This is a genomic window from Collinsella sp. wc0529, assembly GCF_046116875.1.
Taxonomy (GTDB): Bacteria; Actinomycetota; Coriobacteriia; order Coriobacteriales; family Coriobacteriaceae; genus Collinsella.
This window is the reverse complement of sequence record NZ_JBJXBO010000001.1, coordinates 1,287,138-1,305,923: the sequence shown is the minus strand read 5'-3', so window position 1 is coordinate 1,305,923 and position 18,786 is coordinate 1,287,138. Positions and strand designations below refer to the sequence as shown.

General features: G+C 61.4%; 18 protein-coding genes. 2 read left to right on the top strand and 16 right to left on the bottom strand.

What is annotated here, in order from left to right:
- Positions 1-40: 40 nt before the first annotated feature.
- The 8 genes from ACKUTP_RS05510 to ACKUTP_RS05475 form a co-directional block, all read right to left on the bottom strand.
- Positions 41-811, bottom strand: coding sequence for a Cof-type HAD-IIB family hydrolase (locus ACKUTP_RS05510; protein ID WP_409063735.1), 771 nt, complete (start codon positions 809-811; stop codon positions 41-43).
- A gap of 6 nt (positions 812-817) precedes the next feature.
- A complete protein-coding gene (locus ACKUTP_RS05505) occupies positions 818-2,677 on the bottom strand; it encodes an ABC-F family ATP-binding cassette domain-containing protein (protein ID WP_409063734.1) in 1,860 nt (619 codons plus the stop codon).
- Between the two features lie 163 nt (positions 2,678-2,840).
- Complete coding sequence (pstB, locus tag ACKUTP_RS05500; RefSeq protein WP_409063733.1) at positions 2,841-3,713, bottom strand: phosphate ABC transporter ATP-binding protein PstB; 873 nt, start codon at positions 3,711-3,713, stop codon at positions 2,841-2,843.
- A complete protein-coding gene (pstA, locus tag ACKUTP_RS05495) occupies positions 3,710-4,636 on the bottom strand; it encodes a phosphate ABC transporter permease PstA (protein ID WP_409063732.1) in 927 nt (308 codons plus the stop codon). The genes pstB and pstA overlap by 4 nt, the downstream gene beginning before the upstream one ends.
- Positions 4,629-5,537 carry a phosphate ABC transporter permease subunit PstC gene (gene pstC, locus ACKUTP_RS05490; protein ID WP_409063731.1) on the bottom strand — a complete coding sequence of 303 codons (909 nt, stop codon included), beginning with the start codon at positions 5,535-5,537 and terminating at the stop codon, positions 4,629-4,631. Before pstC ends, pstA begins: the two co-directional genes overlap by 8 nt.
- A gap of 25 nt (positions 5,538-5,562) precedes the next feature.
- Positions 5,563-6,501, bottom strand: a complete 939-nt coding sequence (locus tag ACKUTP_RS05485; protein WP_409063730.1) for a phosphate ABC transporter substrate-binding protein — start codon at positions 6,499-6,501, stop codon at positions 5,563-5,565.
- Positions 6,502-6,794: 293 nt separating this feature from the next.
- On the bottom strand, positions 6,795-8,231 hold the full coding sequence (locus tag ACKUTP_RS05480; protein WP_409063729.1) for a M20 family metallopeptidase: 1,437 nt from the start codon (positions 8,229-8,231) through the stop codon (positions 6,795-6,797).
- 55 nt (positions 8,232-8,286) lie between these two features.
- Complete coding sequence (locus tag ACKUTP_RS05475) at positions 8,287-8,955, bottom strand: HAD hydrolase-like protein (RefSeq protein ID WP_409063728.1); 669 nt, start codon at positions 8,953-8,955, stop codon at positions 8,287-8,289.
- Between the two features lie 150 nt (positions 8,956-9,105).
- Between ACKUTP_RS05475 and ACKUTP_RS05470 the strand changes: the two genes are divergently transcribed.
- Positions 9,106-9,966 carry a DegV family protein gene (locus ACKUTP_RS05470; protein WP_409063727.1) on the top strand — a complete coding sequence of 287 codons (861 nt, stop codon included), beginning with the start codon at positions 9,106-9,108 and terminating at the stop codon, positions 9,964-9,966.
- A 93-nt stretch (positions 9,967-10,059) separates the two neighbouring features.
- Here ACKUTP_RS05470 and ACKUTP_RS05465 read toward each other — a convergent pair whose 3' ends face one another.
- The 6 genes from ACKUTP_RS05465 to ACKUTP_RS05440 form a co-directional block, all read right to left on the bottom strand.
- Positions 10,060-10,368, bottom strand: a complete 309-nt coding sequence (locus ACKUTP_RS05465) for a type II toxin-antitoxin system YafQ family toxin (RefSeq protein ID WP_409063726.1) — start codon at positions 10,366-10,368, stop codon at positions 10,060-10,062.
- Positions 10,369-10,370: 2 nt separating this feature from the next.
- The gene (locus ACKUTP_RS05460; protein ID WP_409063725.1) at positions 10,371-10,670 is read right to left on the bottom strand and encodes a type II toxin-antitoxin system RelB/DinJ family antitoxin; all 300 of its coding nucleotides are present in this window, start codon (positions 10,668-10,670) and stop codon (positions 10,371-10,373) included.
- Between the two features lie 113 nt (positions 10,671-10,783).
- Complete coding sequence (locus ACKUTP_RS05455) at positions 10,784-11,542, bottom strand: TIGR00730 family Rossman fold protein (protein WP_409063724.1); 759 nt, start codon at positions 11,540-11,542, stop codon at positions 10,784-10,786.
- A 213-nt stretch (positions 11,543-11,755) separates the two neighbouring features.
- Entirely contained in the window at positions 11,756-12,895 is a 1,140-nt protein-coding gene (gene tgt / locus ACKUTP_RS05450; protein WP_138374899.1) for a tRNA guanosine(34) transglycosylase Tgt, read from the bottom strand.
- Positions 12,876-13,130: a hypothetical protein gene (locus ACKUTP_RS05445; protein WP_409063723.1), complete on the bottom strand. Its 255-nt coding sequence runs from the start codon at positions 13,128-13,130 to the stop codon at positions 12,876-12,878. Before ACKUTP_RS05445 ends, tgt begins: the two co-directional genes overlap by 20 nt.
- A 63-nt stretch (positions 13,131-13,193) precedes the next feature.
- Positions 13,194-13,994, bottom strand: a complete 801-nt coding sequence (locus ACKUTP_RS05440; RefSeq protein WP_006235414.1) for an SDR family NAD(P)-dependent oxidoreductase — start codon at positions 13,992-13,994, stop codon at positions 13,194-13,196.
- 296 nt (positions 13,995-14,290) lie between these two features.
- On the opposite strand from ACKUTP_RS05440, the gene ACKUTP_RS05435 reads away from it, so the two are divergent.
- Positions 14,291-16,054 carry a hypothetical protein gene (locus ACKUTP_RS05435; protein WP_409063722.1) on the top strand — a complete coding sequence of 588 codons (1,764 nt, stop codon included), beginning with the start codon at positions 14,291-14,293 and terminating at the stop codon, positions 16,052-16,054.
- 347 nt (positions 16,055-16,401) lie between these two features.
- Here ACKUTP_RS05435 and queA read toward each other — a convergent pair whose 3' ends face one another.
- Together queA and argF are read right to left on the bottom strand one after the other, a co-directional pair.
- On the bottom strand, positions 16,402-17,613 hold the full coding sequence (gene queA, locus ACKUTP_RS05430) for a tRNA preQ1(34) S-adenosylmethionine ribosyltransferase-isomerase QueA (protein WP_409063721.1): 1,212 nt from the start codon (positions 17,611-17,613) through the stop codon (positions 16,402-16,404).
- A gap of 133 nt (positions 17,614-17,746) precedes the next feature.
- The gene (argF, locus tag ACKUTP_RS05425; protein WP_409063720.1) at positions 17,747-18,757 is read right to left on the bottom strand and encodes an ornithine carbamoyltransferase; all 1,011 of its coding nucleotides are present in this window, start codon (positions 18,755-18,757) and stop codon (positions 17,747-17,749) included.
- Between the last annotated feature and the right edge of the window lie 29 nt (positions 18,758-18,786).

Below are 18,786 nucleotides of genomic sequence, written 5' to 3'. Positions count from 1 at the left end.
TGCCGGCACAAAAGGAACGTCCCCAAGTGCCGAGCCGCAGCTATAGCAGCCCAAAGTGCTTCGCGGCGTTGTAGATCCCGTCGTCGTCCACGGCGGACGTCACGTAGGTCGCCGCGGCCTTCACGGTATCCTGCGCATTACCCATGGCCACGCTTGTGCCCACGGCGGAAAACATCGACAGGTCGTTCTCGCCGTCGCCAAAAGCAATCGCTTCGCTCGCGTCGATGCCCAGGCGCTCCAGCGTCGCAGCCACGCCCAGGTCCTTGCCGCCGTTGGCCGGAATAACGTCGCAGAACAAATCGCACCAGCGCGTAGTGAGCGAATGCGACACCGCATCGGTCACGATATGCTCGTCGGCCGGGTCCACAAAGGCGCAGAACTGGTAAACCGGCGCATCGAAGGCATGCTCGAACGGCTCCTCGTGGTAGACGATCCCCGCGTTGTTGCCGGCCGTCACCACGCGCTCGGACAGGCGGTTCACAAACGAGTTCTCGCCCTGCATGCACAGCGAGTCGTAGCGTCCCTGCGCCACCTGGTCCACAATCACCGCAACGTCGTCCGGATCGATCGGACAGCTGCGGTAGACGCCCTTGGTATCAAAACAGTGCTGACCCGAAAGCGTAATGTACGCATCCCATCCCAAGTCGAACAGCCAATCCGGCATCTGGTAGGTCGGGCGACCCGTGGCGATCACGCACGCAATCCCCTGCTCGCGAAAGCTGTCGAGCACCTGTCGCGCCGACGCCGGAATCCGATGGGTCTTAAAGCTCAGCAACGTACCGTCGATATCGAAAAATGCGGCCTTGATCATCCTTGCCTACTCCTCGCCCTCGAGCTTCTCGCTCGCCTCGAGCCACGCCATCTCCAGCTCGTCCATGGCGGCGTGGGCCTCGTCGATTTTTGCCTGCTGCTCGCCCAGCGCCGTGTAGTTGGTGGGGTCGACCTGGGCCATCGCGGCCTCGGCCTCCTCCACGCGTGCGCGCTGCGTCTCCATTTTGCGCTCGAGCGAGCTCACCTCGCGGCGAAGCTTCTGACGCTCGGCGTTGGAAAGACCATTGGGCTGGCCGCTCGACTTGGGCTTTTCGGTCGCAGTTGCCGCGACACCGGTGTCAAACGTGCCAGTCTTGGCGCTCGGCGCACCCACGGGCTCACCCTCGGCGGTGGCGTTGCACAGGCGCAGGTACTGGTCGACGCCGCCGGGCATATGCGTCAGGTGGCCGTCGAGCAGCGCCCACTGCTGGTCGGTCACGCGCTCCATCAAGAAGCGGTCGTGCGTCACCAGGATCAGCGTGCCGGGCCAACCGTCGAGCAGGTCCTCGACAATCGCGAGCATGTCGGTATCCAGGTCGTTGCCGGGCTCGTCCAGGATAAGCACGTTGGGCTCGTCCAGAATCGTCAGCAGCAGCGACAGGCGACGGCGCTGACCGCCCGAAAGATCGCCGATGCGGCTCCAGAGCTGCTGCGTCGTAAAGCCCAGGCGCTCGCAGAGCTTCTCGGGCGAAGTCTCCTTGCCGTCGATGACGTAATACTTCTTATAGTTGCTGAGCACCTCGCGGATCGTGTCGCCCATAAAGGGTTCGAGCTCCTCGAGCTGCTGCGACAGCACGCCAAAACGCACCGTCTGGCCGATCTTTACACGGCCGCGCAAAGGCGCGATCTTACCCTGGATCACGTCGAGCAGCGTGGACTTGCCGGCGCCGTTCTCACCCAGCAGACCATAGCGGTCGCCCGCGCCAATGAGCCAGGTCACGTCGGAGAGCACCTGCTTGGGCGCGCCGCCGGCATCCGCATAGCCGGCGTCAACGTCGATGACATCGATGACCTGCTTGCCTAGGCGGCTCACGGCGAGGCGCTTGAGCTCCAGCTCGTCGCGCACGGGCGGCACGTCGGCGATGAGCTCGCGAGCGGCATCCACGCGAAACTTGGGCTTGGTGGAGCGCGCCTGGGCGCCGCGGCTCAGCCACGCGAGCTCCTTGCGCGCCATGTTGCGACGGCGTTCCTCGGTAACGGCGGCCATGCGGTCGCGCTCCACGCGCTGCAGGATGTAAGCCGAGTAGCCACCCTCGAAGGGGTCAACCTGGCCGTCGTGGACCTCCCACATGCTGGTGCAGACCTCGTCCAAGAACCAGCGGTCGTGCGTGACCACGAGCATCGCGCCCTGGCCGCGCTGCCAGCGGGCCTTTAAGTGACGCGCGAGCCAGTTGATGGTACGCATGTCCAGGTGGTTGGTAGGCTCGTCGAGCATAAGCACGTCGTAGTCGCCAATCAGCAGGCGCGCGAGGTCCACGCGGCGGCGCTGGCCGCCCGAAAGCTCGCCCACCGTGCCTTCCCAGGGCACATCGCTAATAAGGCCGGCCAGGATCTGGCGCGTACGCGGGCTCGAGGCCCACTCATACTCGGGCGTGTCGCCGACGACGGCATGATGCACGGTGTCGGTATCGACCAGGTTGTCCTTTTGGCCGAGCAATCCGATCGTGGTGCCGCGGCGGTGCGTCACGCGGCCGTCGTCGGGCTCCAGCGTGCCGGCGAGAACGCTCAGCAGCGTCGACTTGCCGTCGCCGTTTTTACCGACAATACCAATGCGGTCGCCCTCGCCCACGCCGAGCGTCACGTTATCGAAAATATGCTTGGTGGGAAACTCTAGGCTGACGGAATCGCATCCCAAAAGAATCGCCATATGCCCTGCTCCTTCGTAGAAATTCAACGTTGTCCATGATAGCAGCGAAAAGGCGGGCCGCACACGACACAAAAAGGCGGGCCATCTCCCGAAAGAGATGACCCGCCCCTCCAATCAGTCCCGCGGCAACCGTGGCCGCCGCGGGCCTCAAGCATGTCCCGGACTAGGAGAACATGCCGGTGAGGTAATCATTCAGCCGCTTATCCTTGGGCCGTTGGAAAATCTCGTCAGTCTCGTCGTACTCGACCATATCGCCCATGTAGAAGAACGCCGTGCGGTTGGACACACGCGACGCCTGCTCCATGTTGTGCGTCACGATGACGATGGCGCGGTCGGCAACGATCGATGACATCAGGTCCTCGATCGCCAGCGTCGAGATGGGGTCGAGCGCCGAACAGGGCTCGTCAAACAGGATCACGTCGGGGTTGAGCGCCAGCGTGCGCGCAATGCACAGGCGTTGCTGCTGGCCGCCCGAAAGCGCGTAGGCGCTCTTGTCGAGCTTGTCCTTGACCTCGTCCCACAGTGCCGCGCCGCGCAGACTCTCCTCGACCATACGATCAAGCTCGTCGCGGTCGGTGATGCCGTGACGCCTGGGCGCAAATGTAATGTTGTCGCGAATGGACTTGCGGAACGGGTTGGGCTGCTGGAACACCATGCCAATGGAGCGGCGCAGCTCGTAGGTGTTCTCGGTCTTGGTATTCACGTTGCGCCCGCGGTAGTTGATCTCGCCCTCCACGCGGCAGCCGCGAATCTCGCGATTCATAAGGTTGAGGCTACGCAAGAAGGTCGACTTACCGCAGCCCGAAGGCCCGATGAGCGCCGTGATCTCGCCCTTGTGAAAGTCGAGCGACGTATTGTGCAGGGCATGGTGGTCGCCATAGTACACGTTGACGTCCTTGGTGGAGAGCACGACCTTGTCGCTCACGGCCCTGCCGCTCACGCGAACGCGTTTCTCGCTCTCCCCCACACTCGACAGAAAGTCCTGGGTCTCGGACGTGGCCGCCTCGGTTGCGGGCGTTGCATTCATCTCGCTCATTCGGCCGTCATCTTCCTTGCCAGTTGCTTGCCCACGATGCGGGCGATTACGTTAAACAGCAGCACGCAGATCATCAGCAGTGCGGCGGTGCCCCAGACGATCTGCTGGGCCTCGGGGCTGCCCTCGCCATAGATCTTGTAGATGTGCACGGCGAGCGACTCGCCGGGACGGAACACGTTCCAAGCGCAAGTGGGGCTCGACAGGTTAAAGCTCAAGAAGTTCAGACGCACCGGCGAGCTCATGCCCGAGGTAAAGAGCAGTGCCGCGGCCTCGCCAAACACGCGGCCGGCCGAAAGCACGATGCCGGTCACGATGGCGGGCATGGCCTCGGGGATCAGGATGTGCAGCGTGGCTTCCCAACGAGTAAGGCCCATGGCCAGGCACGCATCGCGCTGGGTCTGCGGCACGTCCTCGAGCGCCTGCTGGATCACGCGCACCAGGATGGGGATGTTGAACATGGTGAGCGCGACGGCGCCGGAGATGATGGAGTACTTCCAGCCCAGCTGAACCGAGAACACCAGAAATCCGAACATGCCAACGACGATGGAAGGCAGCGAGGACAGCGTCTCGATGGCGGTGGAGGCGATGTCGCGGATGGGCCCGTCCGGCGCGTACTCGACCAGGAAGACCGCGCCGCCCAGGCTGATGGGCACCGAGATGATCAGGGTGATCAGCAGCAGATAGAACGAGTCGAACAGCTGATAGAGCACGCCGCCCTGGGTTCCGTTAGCACGCGCGGGCTGCGTGAGGAAGCCCGGCTGGAACAGCGTCGAGATGCCCTCGAACAGGATATAGGCCACCATGGAAATGACGACGAGCATGACGATGGCGACGATCGCCGTCAACACGCCCGTGGCGATGCGGTCCTGTTTTTGGACACGCCCGAGTCTCGCCTCGTCGATATGGATGCGCGTGCTAGCCACGAGCCTTCGCCCCCTTGCGGCCAATGAGATGGATAATCAGGATGAAGATGAGGCTCATGCCCATCAGCAGCAGACCGAGCGCCCACAGAACGTCGTCCTGGGCTGAGCCCTCGGCATAGACCGCCATAGACGTGGTGAGCGTGGTGGTGATGGTGGACGCCGGCGACAGCAGCGACGTCGGCATGGCCTCGATGCCGCCGATAACCATGCGCACGGCGAGCGTCTCGCCAAAGGCGCGGGTCATGCCAAGGATGACCGCGGTCATGAGCGAGGGCATGGCGCTCTTGAGCACCACGTGCCAGATGGTCTGCCACCGGGTATAGCCCAGCGCGAGCGAGCCCTGGCGGTAGCTGTCGGGCACGGCGCGCAGGCCATCGACCGAAAGCGTGGTCATGGTCGGCAGGATCATGACGGCCAGCACGATGGCGCCGGGCAGGATACCCAGGCCCGTGCTCACGTGGAAAACGCTCTTCATAAGGCCGACGACCACGTGAAAACCGATGAGGCCAAAGACGACCGAGGGAATACCGGTCAAAAGCTCAATAAGCGGCTGAAAGATCTTAGAGCCAAACTTAGGCTGGATCTCGACCGCGAAGATGGAAGAGCCGATGGCGATGGGCAGCGCGATGAGCGTGGAGAGCACCATGACCGCAAACGAGGTGACGATCAGGGGCAGGGCGCCGGTGTAGGGCAGCCCGCTTTCGGCCGTGTTGGCCAGGTCCCACTTGGCGCCGGTGAAGAACTCAACGACCGAAACGCCGTCCTTGGCAAAAGCCGAGAGACCCTTTTGGGCGACCATAAAGATGAGTGCGGCAACGACAAGCGTCACGAGCGCTACGCACGCACCCGTGACGCCCAGGCCCACGTTCTCAAGGTCGCGCTTTGGCAGCTGTTTTGCCATTGCAAACCTTTCCGGGGGCGATTACTTATTTAGCAGAGACCTTGCCGCTGGCGTCCTTTACGACCTTCATGGCAGAAACGGGGATAAAGCCCTGCTCCTCGACGAGCTTGCCCTGGACGTCGTCGGAAAGCATGAACTCCAGGAATGCCTTGGTGGCCTCGTCGGCGTCCTTGGAGCAGTACATGTGCTCGGTAGCCCAGATCTTGAAGGAGTCATCGGTGACGTTCTTACTCTTGGGCTCGATGCCCTCGACCTTGATGGCGTTGAACTTGGAGTCGTCGAAGTGCGAGAAGTCGAGGTAGGAGATGGCGTTATCGGTGCTGGCCATCTGAGTCTGGACATCGCCGGACTTGTCGAGCTCGGCGTCGCCCTTAAAGTCGACGGCCTCGTCGCCAAAGACGGCAGCCTCAAAGGTAGCGCGAGTGCCGGAGCCGGCCTTGCGGTTGAGGACGACGATGGTGGCGTCGCCGCCGCCGACCTCCTTCCAGTTGGTGATCTGGCCGGAGAAGATGCCCTTGAGCTGCTCGAGGGACAGATCGTCGACCTTGACGTTCTTGGAGACAACAGGACCCATGCCCACGACGGCAACCTCGTGGTCGACGAGGTTCTTGACCTGGTCGGCCTCGAGCTTGGTCTCGGCGAAGACGTCGGAGTTACCGATGGTAACGGTGCCGGCGGCGACAGCGGTCAGGCCCTTGCCCGAACCGTTGCCCGAGCCGGAGACGGAGACATCGGGGTTGGCGTCCATGAACTTCTCGGCAGCGGCCTCGACGAGAGCCTGGAACGAAGAGGCACCGTCGTAGGTCACCTCGCCGGAGACGGACTCGGCAGCAGCGGCGCTACCCTTGTCGGCGGCATCGGATGCGCCGGAGCCGCCGCAACCAACGAGACCGAGACCGACGATGCTGGCAAGACCACCAGCGAGGCCGAGGAACTGACGACGAGAATAAGCCTGATCGAGCATGATCTTCCTTTCATACATGCGACTCGCGGGCACCCTGCCCGCTTTGCTGTTTGGAAAGATACGACCCCGATCGGGTAGCGCCCGCGCCAACTGCGGTTTCTTACGGGCATTTGATAGACCCTTACCGCAAGCGCAGCACGGCCTTTACAAACGAATAACAATCCAGCGCCAAACATGGCCAGCCTTTTACACCAATAAAAACAAAGTTGCGGTGAAATAGTTCCTGCTTGGCCATCAAATGGCCCATTCTAGGAACTATTCCACCGCAACTTAGATTGGGAAACCGCGAAACCTTAAAGCTCTAATTCATTCAAACGAAGGATCGCAACAATATAGATCTTGAGCGCCTGCTTGAGCTGTTCCTCGTTGGCGCACTCGTTGGGACCGTGCATCTGGCCGCCCCACGCGGGCAGCTCCAGGCCGGTCTCTTCGGGGCCAAACGAGACGGCGCGGGCAAAGTTGCGCGCGTACGTGCCGCCGCCCATGGCAAAGGGTTCGGCATGCTTGCCGGTGAACTCGTTATAGGTATCGATAAGCGCCTTCACGGCCGGATCGTCGGCAGAGACCGAGAACGGCACCTTCGCGCGACCCAGCTGGCACGTCACACCAAAGCGGCCGACAAGCGGCTCGAGCTGCTCGCGGATGGTATCAGCACTGGTGCTATCGGGGAAGCGCACGTCGATGACCTGCTCGATGTGGCCATCCACCACACGGATGACGCCGGGGTTGCAGGTGAGCGGGCCAAACGCCGGGCTCGTCGCGTCGATACCCAGGCCGCGGCCATAGGCGTCCGCATGCACAAAGGCCAGGAACTTGACAAACTCGTGCTCGGCAGGCGTCAGCAGGCGCTCGTCGCGTGCACCAAACGCGTCCTCGGCCTCGCGCAGATACGCCACGATGAGGCCGACGGCGTTAATCGTTCCCTCGGGCATCGAGGCATGACCGCCAATGCCGTGGGCAAAAATCTGCGCATGCCCGTTATCGAGTGTCGTGATCTCCAGGCGGTCGACGTTCTCAACGGGCGCCGGCAGCTCATCGGCGGCAATCGCAAGCTCGCAGATGGACTGCGACGGAATGGCATTGCTCGCCTCGGAGCCGCTCCACGACACGATGCGCCCGCCGTCGATCTTGGGGCTCACGAACGTCGCCCCAAACTGGCCCTTCTCGGCATTGCAGACCGGGAACTCGGCATCGGGCGTAAACAGAAAGTCGGGATTCGCGTAGTTCTCCAGATAATGGTGAACGTCGGACATGCCCACTTCCTCATCGCAGCCCAGCAGCGCGCGGAAGGTGTAGCGCGGAACGATGCCGTGCTTGAGCAGGTAGGCGCCGGCGTAGAGCGACAGCACGGCCGGACCCTTGTCGTCAATCACGCCGCGGCCGAGCAGCCAGCCCTCGCGACGCTCCATCGCAAACGGGTCGGTGTTCCAGCCGGGGCCAGCGGGTACCACGTCAACATGGCAGATAGTCGCAAGCTGCTTATCGCCGCGGCCCGGGATATCGGCAATGCCCACAAACCCATCGTCGTCGCTCGTTTGATAGCCGAGCTTCTGCGCGATGCCGAGCGCGCAATCGAGCACGTCACGGACCGGGCGGCCAAACGGCGCGCCGGGCTCCGCATCGGCAGCAACGGCCACGGACGGATAGCTCACCAGCTGCTCGATATCAGCGACGACATCCTCCCAGACCTCGTCGACATACTCAGCGACGCTCTGCTCCACCTGATTCATGGACGACCTCCTTACCAATGAGCGACGGGTACGCCCGCCCCTCACATTATGTCTATTAGATAGCGAAAAGTTTAGCAAGCTCGGCCACCGAGTGCACCACCGCATCGGCGCCCGCGGCCTCGTGCTCCCCCGGCGCTGCCGCGCCCGAATAGATGCCGATGCACGGCACGTCCATCGCGTGCGCGCCCTCCACATCGTTAAAGCGATCGCCGATCATCACGGCATCGTCGGCCGTCGCGCCGAGCGCCGCCAGGGCATCGCGGACCGAATCGGCCTTGGTCTCGCGTCCCTGCGGCGGATTCATGCCAACCACCGCCTCAAACTGAGAAAGCCCGAGCTCACGCACCATATCGACGCACTTCGCCTCCATGCGCGACGTCGCCACGGCCATACGCTTGCCCTGAGCGGCCAACCCATCCAGCAGCGCGGGGATCCCATCGAACACGGGATACTCTTCCGGTCCCAGCTCATCAAAAAAGGCACGGTACTCGTCAGCCACCACAAGCGACTCCTCGCGGGAGAAGCCATAAAAGTCGTGAAAACTCTTCCACAGGGGCGGCCCGATCATGCGACGCAGGTCACCCATCTGCGCCTCCGAAAACCCGAGTGCAGCCAGCGTCTTGCGCGTCGAGGTCATCACCGCCCGACCCGTATCGGCCACCGTGCCATCAAAATCAAACAGCACGACCGGCCGCTTGCATATCTCCAGCGCCTCCATCGGCATCCCTCTTCCCCAGTTGACGATTTCCACACCGACACTTCAAACTGTTGACTATTCAACAATTTAACCTAGCAATGTAGAGCAACTCCACTATACTTGTCGCACTTTGCTCTCAGAAGGCGGCGCCGTCGCGCCCCAACGAAAGGTGCAATTATGTCTTTTGCCATCATAACCGACTCCACGTCGGACATCTCCCCCGCCCGCGCCCAAGAGCTCGGCATTTACGTGATTCCGCTGCATGTAATTATCGAGGGCGAGGACCTGCTCGACCAGGTGCAGATTACCGCCGAGGAATACGTCGCCCGCATGGCCGGCTCCGAGCAGCTGCCACACACCTCGCAGCCGAGCGCCGGCGAGTTCAAGGCACTCTTTGACCGCGTGCGCGCCGACGGCCACGACAGCGCCATCTTTATCTCGCTATGCAGCGAGTGGTCTGCCTGCTATGCCAACGCCAGCCTGACGGCCGATACCCACGAGCTCGACGTGCGCTGCATCGATTCGCGCACCGGCTCGGGTGCCGAGGGCCTGCTGGTGGAGTATGCGCTCGCCATGCGCGAGGACGGCCGCAGCCTGGACGAGACCGAGGCGCAGATCCGCGCGACGCTGCCCGACGCCCACCTGCTGCTGATTCCCCGCACGCTCGAAAACCTCGTTAAGAACGGCCGCGCACCTAAACTCGCCGGCCAGCTCACGCAAATGCTCAACATTCGCCTAGCCGTTTCGCCGGAGTGGAAATCGGGCGAGATCAAGGCCATCAAGAAGGGCCGCGGCGCCAAGCGCATCGTCGCCAACACCATGGCCGACTGCCTCGCGTTTTTGGCTGAACACCCGGGTTCGAGCGTGCGCGTACTCACGACCGGCGCCGCCGAGGAGCACGAGCTCGTCAACCAGGCGCTCGCAGGCCAGAACTACGTAGACGCCGGCACCGGCCCCATCGGCTGCACCATCGCCACCCACGTAGGCGTCGACGCCATCGCCATCAGCTACTGCCCCCGCTACCAGCCCATTCACTAGGGGCACCTTTACCACTTGCGGTGGAATAGGGACTGTTTTTGGCTTATCAGCCGCAAATCAGTCCCTATTCCACCGCAACTTAGAAATCGGCGATCAGCCCAGCGGACCCTGAAAAAGCTCCTGATGAGTGCCCATTCGCACCAGCCTGATCACTGGGTTAGTCTTATGGGGCAGATATAGAACGACCACATCGACCAAGCCATCGGATAGGTGGAACTCGATGTGGCCGTTGTAATTGCCGCCCGGGTTTGAGAGCTCGTGGGCGCCGTACTCCGCCGGAAGCGACCCATGAGCCACAAGCTCTGCAACCGCCGCTTTAAACTCACTCTTTAGCTGCGGATGCATGCGCATCGTTCGTTTGTAGTCCGCCTTAAATTGAGCCTCGACTTTGATCTCGAACATCGCTATTCCTCATCAAGAAATGACATAAGCTCATCAGCGTCGTTGAATGACGGGCTATCGTCCGGCAAAATCCCCAACTCATGAGCCTCGGCGATTACCATGGCACGCCTCGTCGCCTCGCTGGGCACCTCCGCCCTTCCTACAATCTCAAAAGGAATCTTTCGCTGATTTACCAGCTGCCGAACAGCAAGGTTGAGATACGAATTGAGACTCAAGCCAACTGAGTCCAAGAACTCAGTCGCCTGTTCCTTGAGCCCCTCTTCGATGCGAACCGTCGTGGGCTTAACCGTTGCAGTAGACATACGCGACCTCCTCGCCTCATCTTTTACATCAGTATACCCAGTTTAGATGGCAAACTGCCGTTAGATAGCATCAGATTGCCATGCAGATCCATGTCGCGGTGGGCACGATTGCTCTACATCAGCCCGCCGAGCGCAATGTCGACGGCTTCGTTGAGGTCGTCGGTAATGTGCACCAGCTCCGGATCGAGCGGGCTGATCATACCGGCGTCCATCACCGGGCCGTTGAGCCAGTCGAACAGGCCCTGCCAGTACTCGGTGCCTACCAAAACGAGCGGCATGCGCTTAACCTTGTGCGTCTGCACCAGCGTGAGTACCTCGAACATCTCGTCGAGCGTGCCAAAACCACCGGGAAACACGATGGCGCCCGAGCTGTATTTGACAAACATGGTCTTGCGCACAAAGAAGTAGCGGAAGTCCATGCCGAGGTTCACGTATTTGTTGAGCCCATGCTCGTGCGGTAATTCAATGCCCAGGCCAACTGACTTGCCGTTGACACTCGCCGCTCCCCTGTTGGCCGCTTCCATGATGCCGGGGCCGCCACCGGTGATGACCGCCACGCCATGTTGTGCGATCTTGCGCCCGACGGTGCGCGCCGCCTTGTAGAGCGGATCGGTCTTGGGCGTGCGAGCGCTACCGAAGATGGTCACAGCGGGCCCGAGCTCGGCAAGCGCGCCAAAGCCATCGACAAACTCGGCCTGAATGCGCAGCACGCGCCACGGATCAGCATGCAGCCAGTCGGTCGACTCCTCGGGCGCCAGCAGGTTGGCGTAGGTGTTGTCCTTAGGAATCATGGGGCCGCGCATAACCACGGGGCCGCGGCGGTACGTCTCGTCGTAGGCAGGCTCGCCCTCGACATTCTCGTTCTTAATCATGGGTACTCCTATCGAGAAAAAGAAAAACGGGCGGGGTCGACGCCATGCGCCAAACACCCGCCCGAACATCAACTATTCGGTATGGTACCCACGATGCATCAAGTGCTTGCAAGCTATCGGTCAGCGGTCGCGCAGACGGTGTTAGCGAACGTGATGACCGGCCGGCGCTCGCCCCTTGCCGTTGCCCGCGCTCTGCAAGCGCCCGCGCAGCTCTTAGTAATCCACCGCCGCAGGACTGTTCATCCAGTCGCTCACAAACGCACCGTAACGGCCCTCGATAATGGCCTGGCGGGCACGCTGCATAAGGTTGAGCAGGTAGTAGATGTTGTGCATCGACAGCAGAATACCGCCGAGCATCTCCTTCTGCGTGACCATGTGACGGATGAGCGCGCGGCTGTAGCCGCCCGTGCACACCGGGCAGGTGCAGGTGGGGTCGATGGGGCCGTCGTCGTGCGCAAAGCGCGCGTTGCGGAAGTTAAGGCGGCCTTCACTGGAGAACGCCGTACCCATGCGGCCGGTGCGCGTCGGCAGCACGCAGTCGAACATGTCGATGCCCACACCAACGCCGCGCACGAGCGTGGTAGGGTTGCCAACGCCCATGAGGTAGCGCGGCTTGTGCTTTGGCATGTACTCGCTCGCGAGCGGCGCCAGCGTCTCGAACATGGTCTCGTGGTCCTCGCCCACCGAGTAGCCGCCGATGCCATAGCCGGGGAAGTCGCCGCACTCCTCCAGGTGGCGCAGCGAGCGCAGGCGCAGGTCCAGATGCATGCCACCCTGGACGATGCCAAAGAGCGCCTGGTCATCACGGGTGTGAGCCTTGTAGCAGCGCTCGGCCCACATGCTCGACAGCTCCACGGCGCGCTCAACGTAGGCGCGCGTGGCGGGATAGCCCGGGCACTGGTCGAGCTGCATGCAGATGTCGGAGCCGAGCTTCATGGCGATTTCCATGTTGTCCTCGGGCGTCCAGAACACGTGGCGGCCGTCGTAATCGTTGACGATAAAACGCACGCCCTCGTCGGTGAGCTTGACAGCGTCGTTGTGGCTGAACACCTGGAAGCCGCCCGAGTCGGTAAGAATGGGGCCATGCCAGTTCATAAATTTGTGCAGTCCGCCCAGCTCAGCGATGGTGTCCTCGCCGGGACGCATGGACAGGTGGTAGGTGTTGGCGAGCACGATCTGCGCACCGAGCTGCTTAACGGTCTCGGTGGGGATGCCCTTGACGTTTGCCTTGGTGCCCACGGGCATAAAGATCGGCGTCTCGATGTCGCCGTGCGGGGTGTGCAGCACGCCGGCGCGCGCGTGCGTCGTCGGATCCTCGGCGATCAGGTCGAATTTAAAAAGGTTCTGGTCCATAACCTGGAACTCCTTGGTTGCGGTTCATACGCAGACCATTATACGGGCAACCCGCAAGAAGCACCGACTCGACAGAAACTGGCGCAAAGGGGTCATAGTCATTGGGATCATTTCCAACAGCCAAGGCAACGCCGATGCTCTGGCAACGCCAGCGAGCGGTCGCCAGGGCGAACAAATTGGCATGAAAAGAGGGCGGCATAGACCTTCTGGTCATGCCGCCCTCTTTGAATGACAAGTTGTCGCCCTGGTGACCGCGCAGCGTCGGCCCGTTACGGCGTTTGGTAAAACGCCGTAACCCCTAAGGCCGCTGGCCCATACCGCCCTCGAGGGTGACGGTCTCGCCGTTCATGTACTTAAAGTCGGGGCCGCAGAGCTGAACGACCACGCGGCCAATCTCCTTCTCGACGTCGCCGTAGTGGCCCGCCGGCGGCATGTGGACGTTGGCCTTGAACGCCTCAGGATAGGCATCCTGGAAGTTCTCGAGCGCAGCAGTCCAGGCAAGCGGGCACACAATGTTGACGTTGATGCCGTCCTTGCCCCACTCGTTGGCGGCGACGCGGGTCAGGCCGCGGATGCCCTCCTTGGCGGCAGCATAGCTGCACTGGCCGTAGTTGCCAAACAGGCCGGCGCCCGAGGCAAAGTTGACCACGGAGCCCTTGGTCTCCTTCAGGTGCGGATAGGCCTTCTGCATGTACAGGTAGGTGGCATACAGGCCAGAGTAAATGGCCAGGTTAAACTGGTCCATAGTGTGGTCGGCGATGGTCACACCCGAGGCGCTGGCCTGAGCGTTGTTGACGACGGCGTCGATGCGACCGAACTCCTCAATCGCCTTGTCGATAACGTTCTGCACGACGGCCTCGTTGTCCTGACCAGCCGAGACATCGGCCTGAACAGGCAGAACCTTGACGCCGTACTCGGCCTCAAGAGACTCCTTGGCGGCCTCGAGCTTGGCGACGTTGCGGCCGGTGATGACGAGGTTCGCGCCCTCCTTGGCAAAAGCGATATCGATGCCGTAGCCGATGGAGCCAGCAGAGCCGTCCTTAAGCGTGGCCTTGCCGCCGCCGGTGACGATCACGGTCTTACCAGTGAAAAGTCCCATACGAAGTCCTTTCAAAATCGCGACGGGCACGCCCGCCGACTGCGCGCATCCAAAATAAACGCGCCAAAAGCTGAAATGCAACTTTAGCTTCTTCAAGTGAAAAGAAAAGGCCTCGGCAGGCGAACGGCATAACGTCTTTCGGCGAAGGGATTGTCAAGTACAAACTGGATAAAGTGGCCGAGTTTTTGCTATCGACGCGAGCCATCGAACACGTTTTGAAACTTTGCTGCGGCGCGCGGGATGTCGGCGCGAGACTTTATCATAGGGTGACAAACAACGATGAGGAGCACATGCCTATGACAGACGAGCTGGACCCCCAGACTCAGCAGCATATTGATGATTCCGCAGACGTCGCCGCAGATACTGACGCTGCGACCTGCAATGATACCGACGTCGACGACGCCACTCTGGATAACGGCGCTGCGGCGGAAACCCCTGCGACCGAAGATGCCGACGAGCAAAACGGCGATTCGGCCGCTCAGGACGACGCCCCCGAAAAGGACGCCACCCCGCAACCAGCGGGCCCCATCGAGGTGTCTTCGGAAGAAGAGCTCGACGCCGTCATGGACTCCATGATGGATGCCGTCAAAGCGATGAAGGACGCTGTCGCCGATGCCGATGTCGACGCCGAGGAAGAGGAAGCCGCCGAGGCTGCCTCGACGTTTGTGCCCGGCGAGACCCCGGTTGCCGACCAGGGCAGCACCATGCCCTCGTTCCTGCAACTCGAGCACCCCACGATCGGCGCCGATGCGGTCGACCCGCATGCAGCGGGCTTTTCCGTGATTGAAGGCGGCACCGGCAATATCGCCGCGCCGCAGACTGCCGATACGAATGCCGCCGAGGCCGTACACCCGACCACCTCGCACGCCCCCGCCACGAGCCGCGACCTGGGGAGCGCCGTCTCAAATACCGCTAACGCCGTGGGCACTTTTATCGCCCAGGGCGCGTCGGCCATGCGCGAGATGAACGCCGCCAAGAAGGCACTCGCCGATGCCCGCGCCCATTTAGCCGAGCTTGAGCAGCGCATCGCCGACCAGGCAGAGGAGCTCGAGACGCGCCAGGACATCGCAGGCCGCTACGATCAGATCATCGCCGATCAACGCCAGGCGATTGCCGCGGCACAAAAGACCGCTGCGGCAGCTGAAAGTAACCGTGATGCCCATGCCGCCAAAGCGACGGAGCTCAAGGGTCAGCTCGAGCAAATGAAGGCAGAGGACGATGCGACCGAGCTCCGCCTGAAGGCTGCACTCGACGCCGTGGAAGCCCGCGAGGCGAGCTCGCGCGAGACCGGCAACCGCCTCGTTCGTCGCCTTGAGGATTCCAAGCGTATCCGCGACAAAGTGAAGGCTGAGCGCGATGCCGGTGTCGCCACCGCACGACAAACTGCCGATGCTACGCGCGCACAGCTCGAGACCTTGCGTCGCGAGTATGCCGAGCTGCAGCGCAACCCTTCGGCAAATCCCGCCAATTACACCGTACGCACCAACGAGTTGTCTATGCAAATCTCCGACGCTGCCGACGCCCTCCGCAAGGCCGAGGAAGATATTCCGCGCGTGACTGCCGATCTTGAGCATTCACTTGCCGCCGCCGAGCAGGCCGTCGAGCAGGCACAGGCCCCCATCGCCGACGCTAAACGCGCGCACCAGGCCGTAACGGCTGAGGCAGATGCCGCGCGCGACGAGCTGCAGTCCGCAAAAACTACCGCCGCGACGCGCCAGCGCGAGCTGCGCGAAAAGATCGCCACGCAGGACAAGGCACGCCGCGAGCAAGAGCAGGCCATCGCAAACGCCCGGGCAGATGCCGCGCATGCGCAGTCGATTATCGAGCAGGCGACCGAGGTGCACGACCATCCCGAGATCACCGAATCGCTCGCCGGGTCCTTGGCGCGCGACAAGGCCGAGCATACCGAGACCGAGCGCGAAGTTGCCCAACTCGAGGCCGCCGAAGACGACGTTCGCAAGCGAACCCGCGACTCACGCGTCAAATTCACCGGAGCCATCGCCTGCATCATCGCAGCAATCCTGGTGATCATCCTGATCTGGCTGTTCGCGAGCAAGTAAACCCGCTGCCAAAAACGCTCAACGCAGTTGCGGTGAGATAGTTCCTGTTGAGCCCTCAAAAAGGCCAATTCAAGAACTATCTCACCGCAACTTTTTGATTGGTGCAAGGTAGTCATTGGGGACGTTCTTAAACGACTAGTCATTCAAGAACGTACCCAATGACTAGTTGACGACCAAAGAAATGCGGGTGTTTTGGCAACGACAGCGAGCGGGTCGCATTTGAGACAAGGTGACGTGAAACGAAAGGGCGCTGACCTTCTGGTCGCGCCCTTGAAGTTGAACGTCAGATTGTCCAAATGCGGCCCGCGCAGCGTCGGCCGGTTACGGCGTTTGGAAAACGCCGTAACCTACTGAATGAGCATTGCGTCACCAAAGCTGAAGAAGCGGTAGCGCTCCTCGATGGCGGCGGCGTAGGCATCCATGATCTGGTCGCGGGAGGCAAGCGCGCTTACGAGCATCATGAGCGTGGAGCGCGGCACGTGGAAGTTCGTGATCAGCGCGTCAACCACGTGATAGGTCGAGCCAGGCATGAGGTAGAGCTGCGTCGTCGCGTTCTCGCGCACCACGATGTCACCGCGGCCGAGCGTGTCGGCGCCGTCCTCACGGCCCTCAAAATAGCGCGCCGTCACAGCCGGATCGGACACCGGCGCGTCCGCGTCAAACGCGCTCTCGAGCGAGCGCACCGCCGTGGTACCGACGGCGATCACGCGATGCCCCTCGGCCTTAGCCTTATGCACGGCGTCGACCACCTCCTGCGATACGTGGTAGCGCTCGGTGTGCATGACGTGCTGCGTAGGGTCGTCCTCCTCCACCAGACGGAAGGTATCGATGCCGACCTCGAGCTCGACAGCGGCAAACTTCGCACCCTTGGCCTCGATAGCGGCCATGAGCTCGGGAGTAAAGTGCAGGCCCGCCGTAGGAGCGGCAGCCGAGTGCTCCTCCTTCATGGCGTAAACGGTCTGGTACTTCTCGGGGTCGCCCTCGTAATCGGTAATGTAGGGCGGCAGCGGCACGTGACCGGCGGCGTGGATGGCCTCGTCGAGCGTGCGCGGCTCGCCGGCAGCATTGCAACCGGCCGGCTCAAAGCGCACCAGACGGCCGCCACGGCTATCGGTGACAAAGTCGATGACCTCGGCCGTCAGCACCACGGGCGCGCCCTCGGGCGCATGGGCGCCACCGGTGCGATACTCAATCTGAGCACCGGGCTTCAGACGCTTGCCCGGCTTGACCAGACACTCCCAAACATGGCCCAGCGGGTCAACATCCTCGCGGCGCTTGAGCAGCAGCGTCTCGACCACGCCACCCGAGCCGGCTTTGCGACCAATCAGGCGGGCCGGCATCACGCGCGTCTTGTTGATGACGAGCACATCGCCCGGCTCGATATAGTCGATGATGTCGCGGAAGATGCGGTGCTCAACGGTACCGCCGTGCTCCAGCGGCGTTCCCGCCTCGGAGCCCTTGCGATCCACCACCAGCAGGCGGCAGGAGTCGCGCGGATCGGCAGGAGCCTGGGCGATCAGTTCCTCAGGAAGGTTGTAGTCAAAATCATCGGTACGCATCTTTGCCTCTTTCACAAAGCGCGCCAGTCGAAAAAATCGACTGACGCGCGCATCATTCTCCCCTGTATCCTATCAGCTTGTTGAGAGAAATATAGTATGGAAACAGATTTGCGACTGTTTTCTCAACGCCCCGCTACTTAAGCGTTGCGTACATCACCGCCTTAATCGTATGCATGCGATTCTCCGCTTCTTGGAAAACACGAGACTTATCGGACTCAAAAACCTCGTCCGTGACTTCCATTTCGGTAACTCCAAACTTCTCAGCAATTTCGGCACCAACAGTAGTATTAGTATCGTGGAAGCTCGGAAGGCAGTGGAGGAAAATCGCCTCGGGCTTTGCCATAGACATCACCTCAGCGGTCACACGATACGGCGACATGAGCTTAATGCGGCTTTCCCACAGCTCTGCGGGCTGACCCATGCCAACCCAAACATCCGTGTAAATTACATCGGCATCACGAGCGCCTTCCTCAATATCCTCTGTAATGGTAATCGTCGATCCATGCTCGGCCGCAATACGACTACATTCTGCAAGGAGTTCAGGATCATAGGATGTAGCCCCCTCCGAATTTCCCCCGATTGGGCCGCAAGAACAGTAGTTAATGCCGAGCTTAGCGCAAATGACCATGAGCGAATCAGCGACGTTTCCGGCCGCCTTACCAAAAAATGTAAGTTTCCTGCCCTTAATCTCTCCAAACTCTTCACGCATGGTCAGAATATCGGCAAGCACTTGAGTCGGGTGAAATTCAGTAGTCAGCCCATTCCAAACGGGAACCCCAGCTTTTGCAGCAAGCTCCTCAACCTTCGCCTGTTCAAAGCCGCGGTATTCAATTCCGTCATACATGCGGCCAAGGACGCGAGCCGTGTCCTCAATCGACTCCTTTTTGCCCATCTGAGACGAGCCCGGATCCAAATAAGTTACACCCATGCCAAGGTCAAGTGCACCAACTTCGAAGGCGCAGCGAGTACGCGTGGAAGTCTTCTCAAATAGCAAAACAATATTCTTGCCTTCAAGGTATTTATGCGGAACACCGACACGCTTCATGCTTTTGAAGTTAGCAGAAAGCTCAAGCAGATACTCAATCTCTTCCGTCGTGTAATCAAGCAGCTTCAGAAAACTGCGCCCAGCGATATTAACACCCATATTCGCCATCTCCCATCACAGTGGATTTG